General features: G+C 50.6%; 16 protein-coding genes. 10 read left to right on the top strand and 6 right to left on the bottom strand.

What is annotated here, in order from left to right:
• Position 1: 1 nt before the first annotated feature.
• On the bottom strand, positions 2–1165 hold the full coding sequence (locus H6G45_RS05230) for an FAD-dependent oxidoreductase (protein ID WP_190597278.1): 1164 nt from the start codon (positions 1163–1165) through the stop codon (positions 2–4).
• A gap of 67 nt (positions 1166–1232) precedes the next feature.
• Complete coding sequence (locus H6G45_RS05225) at positions 1233–1625, bottom strand: hypothetical protein (protein ID WP_190597276.1); 393 nt, start codon at positions 1623–1625, stop codon at positions 1233–1235.
• 174 nt (positions 1626–1799) lie between these two features.
• On the opposite strand from H6G45_RS05225, the gene H6G45_RS05220 reads away from it, so the two are divergent.
• A complete protein-coding gene (locus H6G45_RS05220; RefSeq protein WP_190597274.1) occupies positions 1800–2051 on the top strand; it encodes a DUF2283 domain-containing protein in 252 nt (83 codons plus the stop codon).
• Positions 2052–2131: 80 nt separating this feature from the next.
• On the opposite strand, the gene H6G45_RS05215 is transcribed toward H6G45_RS05220, so the two are convergent.
• Complete coding sequence (locus tag H6G45_RS05215; RefSeq protein WP_199309594.1) at positions 2132–2389, bottom strand: hypothetical protein; 258 nt, start codon at positions 2387–2389, stop codon at positions 2132–2134.
• A 168-nt stretch (positions 2390–2557) separates the two neighbouring features.
• Between H6G45_RS05215 and H6G45_RS05210 the strand changes: the two genes are divergently transcribed.
• Positions 2558–3499 (top strand): tyrosine-type recombinase/integrase, encoded by a 942-nt coding sequence (locus tag H6G45_RS05210; protein WP_190597272.1) that lies wholly within the window; start codon positions 2558–2560, stop codon positions 3497–3499.
• A gap of 45 nt (positions 3500–3544) precedes the next feature.
• Here H6G45_RS05210 and H6G45_RS05205 read toward each other — a convergent pair whose 3' ends face one another.
• A complete protein-coding gene (locus H6G45_RS05205; protein ID WP_190597270.1) occupies positions 3545–3829 on the bottom strand; it encodes a ribbon-helix-helix protein, CopG family in 285 nt (94 codons plus the stop codon).
• 290 nt (positions 3830–4119) lie between these two features.
• Here H6G45_RS05205 and H6G45_RS05200 point away from each other — a divergent pair, with 290 nt between their 5' ends.
• Positions 4120–5238: an FAD-dependent oxidoreductase gene (locus H6G45_RS05200; protein WP_190597268.1), complete on the top strand. Its 1119-nt coding sequence runs from the start codon at positions 4120–4122 to the stop codon at positions 5236–5238.
• 45 nt (positions 5239–5283) lie between these two features.
• On the opposite strand, the gene nblS is transcribed toward H6G45_RS05200, so the two are convergent.
• The gene (gene nblS / locus H6G45_RS05195) at positions 5284–7275 is read right to left on the bottom strand and encodes a two-component system sensor histidine kinase NblS (RefSeq protein WP_190597266.1); all 1992 of its coding nucleotides are present in this window, start codon (positions 7273–7275) and stop codon (positions 5284–5286) included.
• Positions 7276–7470: 195 nt separating this feature from the next.
• On the opposite strand from nblS, the gene H6G45_RS05190 reads away from it, so the two are divergent.
• The 4 genes from H6G45_RS05190 (at position 7471) to H6G45_RS05175 (ending at position 11017) form a co-directional block, all read left to right on the top strand.
• Entirely contained in the window at positions 7471–7896 is a 426-nt protein-coding gene (locus H6G45_RS05190; RefSeq protein ID WP_010871317.1) for a photosystem I reaction center subunit II PsaD, read from the top strand.
• Positions 7897–8017: 121 nt separating this feature from the next.
• Positions 8018–9544: an anthranilate synthase component I gene (trpE, locus tag H6G45_RS05185; protein ID WP_190597264.1), complete on the top strand. Its 1527-nt coding sequence runs from the start codon at positions 8018–8020 to the stop codon at positions 9542–9544.
• An 89-nt stretch (positions 9545–9633) separates the two neighbouring features.
• On the top strand, positions 9634–10542 hold the full coding sequence (gene crtE / locus H6G45_RS05180; RefSeq protein WP_190597262.1) for a geranylgeranyl diphosphate synthase CrtE: 909 nt from the start codon (positions 9634–9636) through the stop codon (positions 10540–10542).
• 79 nt (positions 10543–10621) lie between these two features.
• Positions 10622–11017, top strand: coding sequence for a hypothetical protein (locus tag H6G45_RS05175; protein ID WP_190597260.1), 396 nt, complete (start codon positions 10622–10624; stop codon positions 11015–11017).
• Here H6G45_RS05175 and H6G45_RS05170 read toward each other — a convergent pair.
• Entirely contained in the window at positions 11014–11871 is an 858-nt protein-coding gene (locus H6G45_RS05170) for a CPBP family intramembrane glutamic endopeptidase (protein ID WP_190597258.1), read from the bottom strand. The two genes, H6G45_RS05175 and H6G45_RS05170, sit on opposite strands and share 4 nt — an antisense overlap.
• 186 nt (positions 11872–12057) lie before the next feature.
• Between H6G45_RS05170 and phoU the strand changes: the two genes are divergently transcribed.
• From phoU to nusA, 3 genes are all read left to right on the top strand, one after another.
• Positions 12058–12732: a phosphate signaling complex protein PhoU gene (gene phoU / locus H6G45_RS05165; protein ID WP_190597256.1), complete on the top strand. Its 675-nt coding sequence runs from the start codon at positions 12058–12060 to the stop codon at positions 12730–12732.
• 161 nt (positions 12733–12893) lie between these two features.
• Complete coding sequence (rimP, locus tag H6G45_RS05160) at positions 12894–13349, top strand: ribosome maturation factor RimP (RefSeq protein WP_190597254.1); 456 nt, start codon at positions 12894–12896, stop codon at positions 13347–13349.
• Between the two features lie 75 nt (positions 13350–13424).
• A complete protein-coding gene (gene nusA / locus H6G45_RS05155; protein ID WP_190597252.1) occupies positions 13425–14801 on the top strand; it encodes a transcription termination factor NusA in 1377 nt (458 codons plus the stop codon).
• The last annotated feature ends 16 nt before the right edge of the window (positions 14802–14817 follow it).

Here is a 14817-nt window from a genome sequence, read left to right as displayed (position 1 = left end):
CTTAGTACAAAGTTTGACAATTTTCCCACAGGGGTAGGGGTTGCAATTCCCGCCAGCTAATCCCCTTGGCGATCGCCAGTAGTAATAAGGACATACTTTCCTGACCCCGTTGCCCAAACCAGTGGGCGCTGATAATCCGGTCTTGGGAGTCCAATGCCAGTTTAAACATTCCCCGTAGGTCACAGTGGTCGCTGTAGGGTTCAAAGCCCCGGATGATTTTCTGGGCATAGTCCAGAGCGGTGGGGTCGCCGATGCGATACCAAACAGGCTCTAGGTCAACGGTAAAGGGTATTTGACCGTAGTTAATCGGGGTCGCATCTTGGCCTAAAATTCGGTGGACCACATATTTAGCTTCCCGCTGGGCAATGGCGGGGCAACGGTAGCCTTTTAACCAATCACCACAGGCATAAATTTGGCCATGGGAGGTTTGCAAGTTCTGATTTACCGTCAGGTAAGAACCTTGGCAGGCATGGCTATTTAATTCTGGCAGGTTAGCTAGTAAATTCTCGTACCTAGGCGATCGCCCCTTGGAACGTAAGTTATCCACAGTGAGGTGATGGCTAGCCCCCTCGGAACCATGGTTAAACTGGAGGCCATAAGTGCAATCGCTTTGGTTGTGATGGGAAACCAAGTTACGGCAATTAAACCAAAATTCAATGCCTAAACTGACCAAATAGGTTTGCAGAAGGGCCGCCATTTCGGAGTCTTCCCCCGGTAATAGCTGAATATTGCGAGTCAGGATGGTGACCCCATGGCCCTGTTTGGTTAACTCCTGGGCTAAAACCAGATTGTCCGGCAAGGCCCCCACCAAAGCCCACCGTTGGGGAGTTTCACTAAAACGATTAAAGTTTTCTTCATCAACTTTGCCGCTGGTCAGTAAATAACTATCCCCCTCTAACATCCGCTCCTGGGTTTGATATAGCAATCCTGCTGCTGCTTCTAAAAAAGTGCCCTCTCCCACCACCACATCCACGGTCTGGGCCGCCAGTAGGCGTAACTGCTCCCAAAAGTTTTCCTCCGCTAACTCTCCATGGCGATCGCCAGACCAACCCCGTTCCCAACCCTGGGTGACTAGGGAAATTCTGGCCGTGGGATATTGTTCAACGCAGCTATGGGCCGCCGCTAACCCCTCTGGACTGGCCCCGATAATCACTAGCTGATACATAGTTGACCTTTAACTGGTAACAGGCGATCGCCTTCCAGGGAATTGAAGGATGGAACAGTTTCCCAACCTAGGGATTGATTACCGTTTCTAGTCCCAAATTTTGCAAACTCAAGGCCGCCTGTTGGGCATTGAGAGGGTCACTAAAACTGCCAATTTGCAATAGCCGTTGCCCATTGAAAGTGGTGAAAAAGGCCCCAGGATAGGCGGCTTTAACCTGTTGTTCCTGCACTGGAGAGGTAACTAGGGCCATCACCCGGTAGGAAGTGGCATTGGGGGTGAAGCTCAACGCACTGGGGTCCGGCACCGGATTAGGGCTGGTGGGGGGCGGTGGCAGCAATTGGGTTTGACTAACCAACATAGGGGACTGCAGGGGCACAGCTTGAGCCGGGGCGATCACCGAGAGACATAGGCAGGCCCCAAGGACGGCGATCGGGAAACGGTAATTAATAACGATGGCCATGGGCGAACAATTAAAGGGGGGATAATTCTCTTTCCTGGCAATTCTACCCCTAGCCTTGCTCCGGTGTGGGTTGAGTGGGCTGGAACCTTTACTGTCTGGGGGCTATCTTATATTAAGGATGTGATAATGGATGTTTCCGCATCCTTGATTTTCACCATAAACCAGAGGTAAATAATGAACAATATCGAATATGACCCAGAAGTTGATTCAGCCTATTTTCGGCTGGCAGATCAACCTGGGATTGACTCTGAAGAAATTGCAGACGGCATTATTGTTGACTATGACCAAAACAGGAATGTGATCGCCGTAGAGCTTTTGGGAGTTAAGACAATTAGCCCCGATGATTTTCAGAAACTAAAGTCTTTACTTTCACAATCAGCCTTGGAGCGACTTCAAGAATGGTTGCCCAAATTGGCGATCGCCTAATTTTTTTATTTTTTTGACACTCCCCCAAATAAAAATCCCCGGCTTTGGCCAGGGTGATGGTGGTTTAACAATGCTTACTGTTAGTCTTTGCTCAGTCCGGTTAGGTGACTCAGAATCACATCTAACTTGCCATTAACTTCTGCCTGTAATCCTTTAATCTCAGCTTTGATAGCTTCCAGGTCTTGCTCCTGCAAATCAAATGCTTCCCCTATCCAACCGCTTGGATCAAGAATGTTATCTAGCTGTTGATGTCCATCCTCTAGCTTCGTTAATCGCTTTTCTAAGCTGGCTACCTTACGAAACAAATCATAAAACCTTGGGCTATCCATTTCAGTCATGGGTTACACCTCCTTTAAAGTTCAAATTTTGGTTGGAAAGGGAGGGTTTGCGGCCTTTCCTTTTCTGCTTTTAGGGTAACGGATCAGAGTGGGTCCCACGACTGCCGTCAAGTTATAGAACTTTGCCTGATGGTTAAAGAGCAAGAATAAAACAACAACTTTCCCCCTATGTTTCTCCCTTCCCCTACCAATTTATCTGGGCTTAACCAAAACATCCTCGAAGAACTACTGCGGGATAAAAGATCCCCCAATACCCGGAGAACCTATGCCAAAGCGTTAAAGGATTTTTTCCTCACCATGGCCGGGGAAGAACCGTCCCCGGATGTCATTGCCTGGTTTTTGAGCTTGGATCATTTCGAGGCGATCGCCATGGTTTTACGCTATCGAGCTGAATTAGTAGCTAGGGAACTCAAACCGGCCACCATAAACGTGCGATTGGCGGCGATCAAAAGCTTAGTGAACTATGCCCGCCGGGTAGGCAAATGCCATTACACCCTGGAAGATGTGGAAGGTTTAAAGGCAGAAACCTATCGGGACACCACCGGCGTTAGCCCCACTTCCTTCAAACAAATCACCGACCACATTACCCCTGATTCCCTCAAAGGTAAGCGGGATTTAGCCATTCTGCGTTTGCTCTGGGACAATGCCCTCCGACGAGCGGAAGTTTGCGGTCTTAACCTGGGGGACTATCAGCCAACGGAGCGTCAATTACTCATTAAAGGCAAGGGAAAATTAGGCAAACAGGCTATCACCCTCAGCACTAAAGGCATTGCTTTAATTAACCAATGGTTAACTGCTATTGGGCCCCGCCCTAAAAATGAGCCCCTATTTTGCACCCTCGACCGGGCAACTTTTGGCCATCGCCTCAGTGGGAACGCCATCTATAACATCGTCCGCACCAGTGCAGAATCCGCCGGGATCAATAAAGTTATGAGTCCCCACCGAGTGCGCCACAGCGCCATCACCGCCGCCCTAGAAGCTACCAATGGTGACACTCGCAAAGTGCAAAAACTAAGTCGCCACAGCAATTTAAATACCCTGATGATTTACGACGATAACCGCCACCAGCACCAGGCTCAAATCACCGATATTCTGGCGGATCTACTTTAAATTTCCTGGTTTATGGGAAAAATCATGGTAACTATCCCAATTTTCCTATCCAAACTTTTCCATCATCGTTTTTGCTCGCTTATGGTTGGCGATCGCCTGGCGAAATTCAGCCTTTTGCTTCGCCTGTTCCAGAATGGCGGCCCAGGCCTCTTTGTCTTCCAGATAGTGCTCGAATAAAGCCTCAAATAAAACTTCTCTGCTCAAACCTTCTTTGGCACAGAGCTTACCAATCCGCTCCATAAGCTTGCTCTCTAGGCGGATGGTGGTCTGTTTGGTGGAAAAATTTTTACTGACTTTGCCCATGGAGTTTACAGTGCTAGAATTTAACATTACTTTAATTTTAGCTAAATTAGTTACTAGATTTCTTAATCTAAAGTATTTTAGCAACTTTGTTACTTTTTAGTCTAGATACCTAGAATCCTAAATACCTGAATTTTATGAGTCTAGAATTTACAGATTAAAGAATTCTAGAAACTAAAAGTATTTTGAAAAATTTATTGCCGTCGCCGGGATAGGAGGCAATTATTTTCTGGGAGACGGGGTAACAGTCCTTTTGGGGTGAGAGCAAAACCGGAAATTTTCCCCTATGATCAGATTTTCAGCATCAGCAAAGTTCACCAATGCCAAAAGTAGCCATTGTCGGAGCTGGGGTGGTGGGGGCCACCATCGCCTACGAACTCAGCCTTATACCGGGGTTAACCATTGACCTGTTTGATGCCCAGGCACCAGCCCAAGGAGCAACCGGAGCGGCCCTCGGTATTTTGATGGCGGTCATTAGCCAGAAAACCAAGGGCCGGGGTTGGCGCTTGCGGGAACAGAGTTTACAGAGATACCGCACCCTTTTGCCCGAACTAGAAGCAGCTACAGGCAAGACCATTCCCGGCGATCGCCAAGGCTTAGTAAAAATCTTGCTGGAAGCGGATTGGTCCCGCTGGCAACAACTGCAAACTGTGCGTCGCAGTCAGGGCTATCCCCTGGAATTGTGGACTAGGGCAGAAGTTGAACAAAAATTATCGGGCTGGTCTTTGGACTACGAAGCCATGGCCGGAGCCATCTATTCCCCCTGGGATTGGCAAATTCAGCCTCAAGCTCTCACCCAAAGTTTGATTGAAGCAGCCCAACAACGGGGAGTGCGTTGCCATTTCCAGCAAACTGTTCATTCTCTGCCTCCGGCTACTGTTAGTAAACATTGCCAGAGTTTGCCCACCAGCCAGGATGATTTTCAGGTGGACTATGTTATCGTCACCGCCGGCCTAGGAAGTGATCCCCTAGTAGGGACCGCAAATGGTAAAAATCCACTATTGCAGTTACAGCCAGTGATTGGCCAAGCCTTCCTACTGCAATTTGCCGACGCCGATAATCCCCTGCACCATTCCCCTTGGCGATCGGTCTTGACTACAGAAGATATTCACCTCGTCCCCCTTGCCAATGGCCAATTTTGGTTGGGGGCCACCGTGGAATTTCCCGCCGACTGTCCCAGTGGAGAGCCTAATACTGAACTAAGGGAAAAGCTTTGGCAACAGGCGATCGCCTATTATCCATTTTTAGAACGGGCAGAAATTATTAATTATTGGAGTGGGAAACGTCCTCGGCCGGTGGGGGAAAGTGCGCCGGTAATCCGCCCCTTGGATGGCTATGACAATGTTCTTTTGGCCACTGGCCATTACCGCAATGGTGTGCTCCTTGCCCCAGGCACAGCCCAGGAAGTAAAAACTTGGTTAAAGACAAAACTAGCCTAAAGAGAGAAAAATTTGGCGTTTAAACCAACGCCGCCAAAGAAAAACCTAGCCCACCACCATCAACATGGATTGATATACAGCCAGATCAAACCAAAAGGTGGTACCAACCCCCACCTCACTGACCAAATGAATTTGGCTTTGGTGTTTGGCAATGATGTTTTTGACAATGGAAAGCCCCAGTCCCGTACCTTCCAGGGTGTGGACTCGGTTTTCCACCCGAAAGAAACGCTCAAAAATAGCCGCTTGATCCTCTGGGTCGATGCCAATGCCAGTGTCGGAAATTTCCACCCGGACTAGTCCTGGGCCATCTTCTGCCCTGAGGTTACTGCGGTGGAGAGCATAGGCCCGCACAATGATTTTCCCCCCGGCTTTAGTGAATTTAAAGGAATTACCAATTAAATTGGTCATTACCTGCAGGAGTAGGTCGTAGTTGCCCAGGGCCAGGGGCAGATCCGGATCCAAGATTTTTTCTAACTGTAGTTGTTTATCCTTGGCATTGAGTTGGTAACTACGTAAACTTTGCTCAATTAATTGGTGCAGATCCACCGCATCCAACTGGTAAATTTTTGAGGATTCCAGCCGGGATAAATCCAACACATCGTTGACCAATCGGCTCAGGCGATCGGTTTCGTGGTTGGCAGTTTCTAGAAATTCCTTTCGCTCCACTTCACTCAAATCTTCCCCAAACTCGCTCAGGGTTTCAATGAAGGATTTGATGTTGAATAGGGGGGTACGCAGTTCGTGGGAAACATTACTGATGAACTGACTTTTGGCTTCATTTAATTCCACTTCCCTGGTAATATCCTGCACCGTCATGACAATGCCCCGTAAATTTTCCCTGTTTTGATCCAACACCTGGGTCAACATCAGACGAATGGTGCGGGGAAACGGTTGGGTGAGGCTAATGCGAAATTCTTCCGGGGCATAGGTTTTATCCTCCTCTTTTTCTTGAGGCCCATGGCCGGGGGCAAACAGCAAGCTTCCCTGGTCAGCAGCCAATTCTCTCAGGGGTTGGGTCAGTTGGGCCGTGATTTCTGGGGGTAAATTTTCCAGTAGATTCTCGCCAATGATGGGCTTATTTTCCCAGGCAAATAGGCGTCGGGCAGTGGGATTGACCAACAATAGTTCCAAGTTGGTGTCCACTAACATGGCCCCATCGGCGATCGTGGAAACCAGGGTGTCCAGTTTGGCTTTTTCCGCAGTCAACTCTTCGATGTTTTGGGCTTCATAGCGCTCTAGCCTCTCCGCCATCTCGTTGAAGTTAACAATTAATTCCCCCAATTCCCCCCCGAAGGGCAGGGTGATTCTCTGCTTAAAGTTACCGGCGGCGATGTTCTTTACCCCCAGCAATAATTCCTTAATCGGTTGGGTAATGGTGAGGGCATTGAATACAGCCCCGAGAATTACCATCACCCAGATGGAAATAAAAACAGCAATGGTCACATCCCTGGTCAAGTTGGAAGAGTTGACCGCAGCGGGGTTGGGGTTGATCCCGATCGCCAAAACTCCGAGGGATTTGCCCTGGTATTGCAGGGGAATGAAGACATCGGTGACATCGCCATTGGGAGTATGGTGTTGCCGCACAAAAGGCTGGTCAAAGTTATGGGGATCAATCTGGGGTAATTCGATGCGCCGCTCTAGGGTGAGGGAGTTTTGGACGGTTTCTTCGGAATAGGGAATGCCAAAAAAGATCTTGCCGGAGGGGTCAGCATAGATCATGTAACGGATGTTAGAAGTATTTTCGTAAAAGCGACTGGAAAACCGGGCCACTTCCGTCAAATTTTTATCGGCAATCATCGGGGCAACATTGGCCGCCAACAACAAACCCACATCCCGGCCAAAACGGGTATCCACCAATTGAGCATCCTCTTGGATTGTATTTACTGCCCAAAAAGTTAGCCCACTCATCAATAGGGACACCACCAGGGTGGCCGCCGCCATCAACCGAGTTTGCAGGTTAAACTCAGACCACCATTTCCGCAGAAAACCCTGCAGGGTCTGTAAAATCGCCGTCGGATTGGACACAGAAGTCCCCATAATCTCCTTGCCAAAACTCCTATGATTCTATCTTGATTACACCAACCTATTAGGGGTTCTAGCAGAGATCCGCTACCCGGTGCAGCGGGGGACAAAATTTGGTGAAATGTTACAGTTCTTGACAAAGCCAGATGGTAACCGTAGGTCAGTGGTAGGATTCCCTAAAATACCTTATGAAATTCCATTTTCATCCCTATGACAGAACTCTCTGGACAACCGCCTAAATTCGGTGGCAGCACTGGTGGACTTCTCTCCAAGGCCAACCGGGAAGAAAAGTATGCCATCACCTGGACCAGCGCCTCTGAACAAGTTTTTGAAATGCCCACCGGCGGCGCGGCAATTATGAATGAAGGGGAAAATCTCCTTTATTTAGCCCGCAAAGAACAATGTTTAGCCCTCGGAACCCAGCTACGGACAAAATTTAAACCCAAAATTCAAGACTACAAAATTTACCGTGTTTATCCCAGCGGTGAAGTTCAATACCTGCACCCCGCCGATGGCGTTTTCCCTGAAAAAGTCAACGAAGGTCGGGAAGCCCAAGGTACCAAAACCCGCCGCATTGGCCAAAACCCAGAACCTGTAACCATCAAGTTCTCCGGTAAAGCCCCCTACGAGGTTTAGTTCCTGGCGATATTTGCTTGCGGAACTTGCACAATTGGCAGAAGTTTAACTAACGGGCGAATTTGTTAAAGGCACCACTGCACCTTTGACAGTTCGCTCTTTCACTGTTGGCAAAGGTTTTATGATTTCCCCTGGGTTTTCTCACTTCACTGAACTCGCCCAACACGGTAATTTTATTCCGGTGTATCAAGAATGGGTGGCGGATTTAGAAACACCAGTTTCTGCTTGGTATAAAGTTTGCTCCACCCAACCCTACAATTTCCTGCTGGAGTCGGTGGAAGGGGGAGAAAATATTGGCCGCTATAGCTTCCTTGGTTGTGACCCGATGTGGGTATTGGAAGCCAGGGGGATGGTAACCAATTTAGTTTGGCGGGATGGCCAGAAGCAGACATTTACGGGTAATCCCCTAGATATTTTGTCCCAATGTTTGGAATCCATCCGCCCGGTGAATTTACCCCAGCTACCTCCGGGCATTGGTGGGCTATTTGGGGTTTGGGGCTATGAGTTGATTCGTTGGATGGAACCCAGAGTTCCCGTTTATGAACCCCAGCCCGAAGACCTACCGGACGGCATTTGGATGCAGGTGGATCATCTGCTGATTTTTGACCAGGTAAAACGTAAAATTTGGGCGATCGCCTTTGCGGATCTGCGGGGAGAGAATGTGGACCTGGAAGCCGCCTACCAAGCGGCCTGTCAACGGGTGACCAAATTGGTTCTGCAATTGCAACTGCCCCTGCCCCCCGATGCCACTCCCCTAGAGTTATTGAGTCCAGGGCAGCTCCAAGGCAAAGAACTGCACTACGCCAGCAATACCGAACAGGGCAAATTTTTAGAGGAAGTGACCACTGCCAAGGATTACATTACTGCGGGGGACATTTTCCAGGTGGTGCTCTCCCAACGCCTCTCCACCATTTATCGGGATGATCCGTTTAAGCTATACCGTTCCCTCAGGCTGATTAACCCTTCCCCCTACATGGCCTATTACAACTTTGGCCATTGGCAAATCATTGGCTCCAGCCCGGAGGTAATGGTGAAGGCGGAACGGCAACCGGACGGGAAACTCGTGGCCACGGTTAGGCCCATTGCGGGTACTAGACCCAGGGGCACAACCCACCTAGAAGATGAACAGTTAGCGGAAGAATTGCTCAACGATCCCAAGGAAATTGCTGAACACGTCATGCTGGTGGATTTAGGCCGTAACGATCTGGGGCGAGTCTGTGTGCAGGGTTCCGTTAAGGTCAATGAATTGATGGTGATTGAGCGTTACTCCCACGTTATGCACATTGTTAGTAATGTCATTGGGGAAATGGCTGCCGATAAAACGGCCTGGGATCTGTTGAAGGCCTGTTTTCCCGCTGGCACTGTCAGTGGTGCGCCCAAAATCCGAGCCATGGAAATTATTAATGAACTGGAACCGGAACGGCGGGGGCCCTACTCTGGAGTGTATGGCTATTACGATTTTGAAGGGCAATTAAACACGGCGATCGCCATTCGTACCATGGTGGTCCAGGAACAGGCGGATGGAACCCATCGGGTATCGGTGCAGGCCGGAGCGGGCATTGTGGCGGATTCCGATCCCCAAAAAGAGTACGAAGAAACCCTCAATAAAGCCCGGGGCCTGTTGGAAGCCATTCGTGCCCTATCCTAGGTTTCTTCCATCACCCCTACCTGTAAAATGGGCCGTAGGTGCCGTCCCCGGCCATTGCCCAACAACGTTATTCAGTATCCAGTGACAGTATGGTTGCCCAACAAACACGAACCGACTTTGATTTAGCCCAATACTTACAAATTAAAAAAGGCGTGGTCGAGGCAGCCCTAGATAGTTCCCTGGCGATCGCCCGCCCCGAAAAGATTTACGAAGCTATGCGCTACTCCCTGTTGGCGGGGGGAAAACGACTGCGCCCTATTTTATGTATTACGGCCTGTGAACTATGTGGCGGCGATGAAGCCCTGGCCCTGCCCACGGCCTGTGCCCTGGAAATGATTCATACCATGTCCCTCATCCATGACGATCTGCCCTCCATGGATAATGACGATTTTCGCCGGGGGAAACCCACTAACCACAAAGTGTACGGGGAAGACATTGCCATTTTGGCCGGAGATGGACTGCTGGCCTATGCGTTTGAGTATGTAGTCACCCATACTCCCCAAGCCGATCCCCAAGCTTTGCTCCAGGTCATTGCCCGTTTAGGTCGTACCGTGGGGGCTGCCGGTTTAGTGGGGGGTCAAGTCCTAGATCTGGAATCGGAGGGACGCACAGATATTACGCCGGAAACTTTAACTTTTATCCATACCCATAAAACCGGAGCGTTACTGGAAGCTTCCGTGCTCACGGGGGCGATTTTGGCGGGGGCCAGTGGGGAGCAACAACAGAGATTGGCTCGCTATGCTCAAAACATTGGCTTGGCTTTTCAGGTGGTGGATGACATCCTCGACATTACTGCCACCCAGGAAGAATTGGGTAAAACCGCCGGTAAAGATGTCAAAGCCCAAAAGGCTACCTATCCCAGTCTGCTCGGTTTGGAAGCTTCCCGGGCCCAGGCCCAAAGTCTGATTGACCAAGCCATTGCCGCCCTGGAACCCTTTGGCCCCGCCGCCCAGCCTCTCCAGGCGATCGCTGAATATATTGTTGCCAGAAAGTATTGATTCCTTGCTTTGGACTGGTTTCTCGTTAAGCTAGGGACAGTTTGATCTGTTCAATGCATTAACTGAACTCACACTCGCCATGCTGGGAAATTTTCAACATAGCCAACTCCGCCTTGAAGTAGAAGCGGCGGCGCCGGTAATTCGGGACAGCTTAACCAAAATTCCCCAACTGCGGCAATGGTTAGCGCCCCTCCCCCTGGGGGAAGGTTTACCGGAACGTCTCGTCCCCGGTGTGACGCTCCACACTGGCATTGGCTTCGCCACCTTAACCCAAACGGTGGACCGGGTGGGGGACGACCATTTACGGCTCATACTCAGTGGGGCCATTGACGGTTTCCACGAATGGTACTGGGGCGATGGCTGGGTGCAATCCCGCTTGGAAGGCATTTCCCTCTTGCCCTTAAATTTGGGCCAGACGGTGAGTTTATTGAAGTTGCGGCAATTCGTTACCGGAGTTAAGGCCCAGTCCGTTTAAACCGAAGCTTTCGGTCCCCGGCTCACCAGCCAGAGTAAAAGGGATAAACCGGCAATGCCCATCACCCCGGAGAGGGGATTTTGATCAATGCCCGTTACCCAAGTCGGTACCCTATCGGTATAGCTGACCAATTGCCCCACATTGACAATGTAATAAGCCCACACCAATCCTCCGTGGAGACCTATGCAATGCCCCAGGCGATCGCCGTGGCGGTGTTTCGTGACCACCAAGCTCAAACCCAACAACACCAAAGCGGGAAATTGGGGTAGGGTGCGGATTACTTCCCCCAGGGGCTTAAGAAAATGGAGCACGGCAAAAATGATGGCATTACTGCCCAGGGAAACTCCCCTGCTGTAACCCTGTTCCAACTCCTTCAGCAACCAGCCCCGAAAAAATAACTCCTCCGCCAGGGCCACCCCCAGCCCCGTGAGGCTCCCCTGTAGGATAATTGCCCAGAGGCGATCGCCAGCGGGGTCCAGCACCGCCCACCCCAACAACGCCTGGATGATAAACAAACCGAACGTAAAACCAAAACCCAGCCCTAGCCCTTGTAATAACTCCACTCCCTGGCGGCGGTTCCAGCCCAGACCATAGACCCCATAGGATTTTAAAGACAGCGGCGTTTGGTAACACCAATGACTCCAAAAAATTAGCAGGACGAGGAAAATTAAAAATAAAATCCCCATCACCACAATGGAACGTAAATTGGCATCGGCGATCGCCAGGGATAGGGGCAGCAAAAACGGCAACCAGGCAATGGCCAACAGTAAAATGAACACACCTATTCTCAATGGGGGAGCTAGCCGAGCCATGGCTTGGCCGTTCAACCTAAAATTAACGACGGATTTGGGCATGCTGTTCTTCCTGAATAAAGCTCAATAGTTTGTTTGCCAAGAATTCCTTGGTAAAGTCCCATGCTGCCTCTTAACATTGACCCATTAAAATCAGGACTTTTCACCAAAATTAGATAGTTAGGCAGACTTGAGGCTCCGCCCCCGCTCCCAGTTGTTTCCATTGCTCTCTCCATCCCCATTCCCGCCATGGCCGCCAGTTTATCCCAACAGATTAACAATCCCGAACGTAGTTATTTTGAGCAAGCCCTCAAGCGGGTGGAGCAGGACGTACTCCGCATGGGAGCTTTGGTGGAGGAATCCTTCCGCATGAGTCACCAGGCCTTGTTTGAGAATAGATTGGAAACTCCCCTCAAAATTGTCGAATTGGAAAAGGAAATTGATCGCCTCTACCGCCACATTGAACAGGAATGCGCCAGTTTTCTCACCCTCCAGGCCCCCGTGGCCCAAGATTTGCGCCTACTCAGCGCCATTATGCAATTAGTACGGGACTTAGAAAGAATTGGCGACTATGCCCAGGATTTGGGGGAAATTGCCATGAAGTTGACCCGTTACCCGCCCCATCCCTGTATGGACGACATTGCCGCCATGGCCTGGCAAGCCCAACACATGTTAGACCAAAGCCTCGTTTGCCTCACCCAGCTAGACCCCAACGCCGGGGAAATTGTCAAAAAAATGGACGATGTGGTGGACGATGCCTACGATCGCCTTTATAAAACCCTCGCCTTTCAGCGGGATATCAAAGGAGTGGTGGAACCCATTTTGCTCATGGCCTTGGTGATCCGCCACCTGGAAAGAATGGCCGATCATGCCACTAACATCGCCCAACGGGTTTCCTATATCGTCACCGGCAAAAGGGAATGAGGTAAAGCGATCAATTGGGGACTGGGGAGATTCGGTCTGATGGCAACGAAGATTTGCTAAACTAGACGGAGAGTAGATACGCAACGGTGCGGTCTGCCCCAATCTTGGACTTTTTTCCAGAAGTGGGTGTCCCCCGCTTTTTTTATGCCCAATTGTATTCAATGACCCATCCCGTAATTCCCGACATTCTTGCATTAGCACAGCCCATTGCTGAGGATTTGGGGCTGGAAGTGACGGATGCGGTGTTCCAAACCAATAAACGTCCACCGGTGTTGCGGATTGATGTTCGTAATCTCCAGCAGGATACTAGCCTAAATGACTGTGAAGCCTTTAGTCGGAGCTTTGAAGCCCAATTAGAGGAAAGCAGTTTGATAGCCAGCGCCTACGTGTTGGAAGTTTCTAGCCCAGGCATTTCCCCCTACCTCGCCACGGAGCGAGATTTTATTGCCTTTAAAGGGTTTGAAGTGATGGTTACCAGTGACAATCCCCACCAGGGTCAAAGTCAGTGGCAGGGGAGTTTACAGGGGCGAGATGGAGAGGCGGTGTACTTGAGCATTAGGGGGAGAACCGTAGCTATTCCTTTGGCAGCGGGGTTAACGGTGCAGCTACCCCATTGATTGACCCCAGAATCTAGCCAGCCTAGCTCTGGGGACGGCCTAGAGCCTTATCGCAAACATTTTGGAGGATTTTCCATGTCTCTTGTCAGTTTACCGGGGCTCCCGGCCATGATCAGTGAAATTAGTAAGCGTAATAATTTGCCCACCACGGCGGTGGAAGAAGCCCTGCGGGAAGCTTTATTGAAGGGCTACGAACGTTTTCGGCGATCGCAGTTGATGGGGCACCAATTCCCCGAAGAATATTTCAATAACTTTGAAGTGGAACTAGACACGGAGGAAGAGGGTTTTCGGGTGCTTTCCACCAAGCGCATTGTGGAGGAAGTGGAAAATTCTGACCAACAAATTTCCCTCAAGGAAGTACTAGAAGTGGCCCAAGAAGCCCAACTGGGGGACGAAGTGGTGTTGGATGTGACCCCGGAGCAGAAAGACTTTGGGCGCATGGCCGCCATCCAAACTAAGCAGGTGCTACTGCAAAAACTGCGGGATCAACAACGAAAAATTATCCAAGAAGAATTCCAAGATCTGGAGGGGTCAGTGCTCAATGCCCGGGCCCTCCGGTTTGAGCGTCAATCGATCATTGTGGCGGTGCAGAGTAGTTTTGGCCAGCCAGAAGTGGAAGCGGAATTGCCCAAGCGAGAACAGTTGCCCAATGATAATTACCGGGCTAACTCCACTTTCCGGGTGTATCTCAAACGGGTACGGGAAGGCTCCCAACGGGGCCCCCAATTGGTGGTCTCCCGGGCGGCGGCCGGTTTGGTGGTGGACCTCTTCAGTGTGGAAGTGCCGGAAATTGAAGAAGAAGTGGTACGCATCGTCGCCGTGGCCAGGGAAGCTAAACCCCCTTCCCCTTCCGTAGGGCCCCGCACCAAAATTGCTGTGGATACCCTGGAGCGGGACGTAGACCCAGTGGGGGCTTGCATTGGCGCCCGGGGTTCCCGGATCCATGCGGTGGTCAATGAATTACGGGGAGAAAAAATTGATGTGATCCGTTGGTCCCCAGACCCCGCTACCTACATTGCCCAGGCCCTTAGCCCAGCCCGGGTAGACCAGGTTTACCTCATCCATGCGGAAGAGCGCCATGCCCTGGTAATTGTGGCAGAGGATCAACTTAGTTTGGCGATCGGTAAGGAGGGGCAAAATGTCCGTTTGGCAGCCCGTTTAACCGGTTGGAAAATTGACATCAAAGACCCCGAAACCTATGCCCGGGATAAGGAAGCCATTGAACAATCTATTTTGGAACGGGCCGCGGCTTCAGCCCAGGCCAGGGCAGAACGGGAAGCAGCGGAACAGGAAGCCCAGGCTAAATTAGAAGCGGAAATGGCCGCCCTCCAAGCGGAAGAAGCAGAAGAATTGGAGTCCACTGCCGAGGCGATCGCCGGGGGGGAAGAAGAACTGGAGGAATCAGACCAAGACCAAGGGCCGGAGTTAGGGGATGAAGAAGCGCTAAGCTAGGGAAGATTGACAATGC

Source organism: Synechocystis sp. FACHB-383, from assembly GCF_014698605.1.
Taxonomy (GTDB): Bacteria; Cyanobacteriota; Cyanobacteriia; order Cyanobacteriales; family Microcystaceae; genus Synechocystis; species Synechocystis salina.
The sequence above is the reverse complement of the archived record's forward strand: the minus strand, read 5'-3'. Positions and strand labels throughout refer to the sequence as shown.

What these genes read in the sequence shown, in the direction of transcription:
- nusA (WP_190597252.1), top strand. Translation starts at nt 13,425, where the DNA reads ATGTCTCTTGTCAGTTTACCGGGGCTCCCGGCCATGATCAGTGAAATT.
- nblS (WP_190597266.1), bottom strand. Translation starts at nt 7,275, where the DNA reads ATGGGGACTTCTGTGTCCAATCCGACGGCGATTTTACAGACCCTGCAG.
- H6G45_RS05225 (WP_190597276.1), bottom strand. Translation starts at nt 1,625, where the DNA reads ATGGCCATCGTTATTAATTACCGTTTCCCGATCGCCGTCCTTGGGGCC.
- trpE (WP_190597264.1), top strand. Translation starts at nt 8,018, where the DNA reads ATGATTTCCCCTGGGTTTTCTCACTTCACTGAACTCGCCCAACACGGT.
- H6G45_RS05170 (WP_190597258.1), bottom strand. Translation starts at nt 11,871, where the DNA reads ATGCCCAAATCCGTCGTTAATTTTAGGTTGAACGGCCAAGCCATGGCT.
- H6G45_RS05175 (WP_190597260.1), top strand. Translation starts at nt 10,622, where the DNA reads ATGCTGGGAAATTTTCAACATAGCCAACTCCGCCTTGAAGTAGAAGCG.
- rimP (WP_190597254.1), top strand. Translation starts at nt 12,894, where the DNA reads ATGACCCATCCCGTAATTCCCGACATTCTTGCATTAGCACAGCCCATT.
- H6G45_RS05205 (WP_190597270.1), bottom strand. Translation starts at nt 3,829, where the DNA reads ATGTTAAATTCTAGCACTGTAAACTCCATGGGCAAAGTCAGTAAAAAT.
- H6G45_RS05200 (WP_190597268.1), top strand. Translation starts at nt 4,120, where the DNA reads ATGCCAAAAGTAGCCATTGTCGGAGCTGGGGTGGTGGGGGCCACCATC.
- H6G45_RS05215 (WP_199309594.1), bottom strand. Translation starts at nt 2,389, where the DNA reads ATGACTGAAATGGATAGCCCAAGGTTTTATGATTTGTTTCGTAAGGTA.
- H6G45_RS05220 (WP_190597274.1), top strand. Translation starts at nt 1,800, where the DNA reads ATGAACAATATCGAATATGACCCAGAAGTTGATTCAGCCTATTTTCGG.
- crtE (WP_190597262.1), top strand. Translation starts at nt 9,634, where the DNA reads ATGGTTGCCCAACAAACACGAACCGACTTTGATTTAGCCCAATACTTA.
- H6G45_RS05230 (WP_190597278.1), bottom strand. Translation starts at nt 1,165, where the DNA reads ATGTATCAGCTAGTGATTATCGGGGCCAGTCCAGAGGGGTTAGCGGCG.
- H6G45_RS05210 (WP_190597272.1), top strand. Translation starts at nt 2,558, where the DNA reads ATGTTTCTCCCTTCCCCTACCAATTTATCTGGGCTTAACCAAAACATC.
- phoU (WP_190597256.1), top strand. Translation starts at nt 12,058, where the DNA reads ATGGCCGCCAGTTTATCCCAACAGATTAACAATCCCGAACGTAGTTAT.
- H6G45_RS05190 (WP_010871317.1), top strand. Translation starts at nt 7,471, where the DNA reads ATGACAGAACTCTCTGGACAACCGCCTAAATTCGGTGGCAGCACTGGT.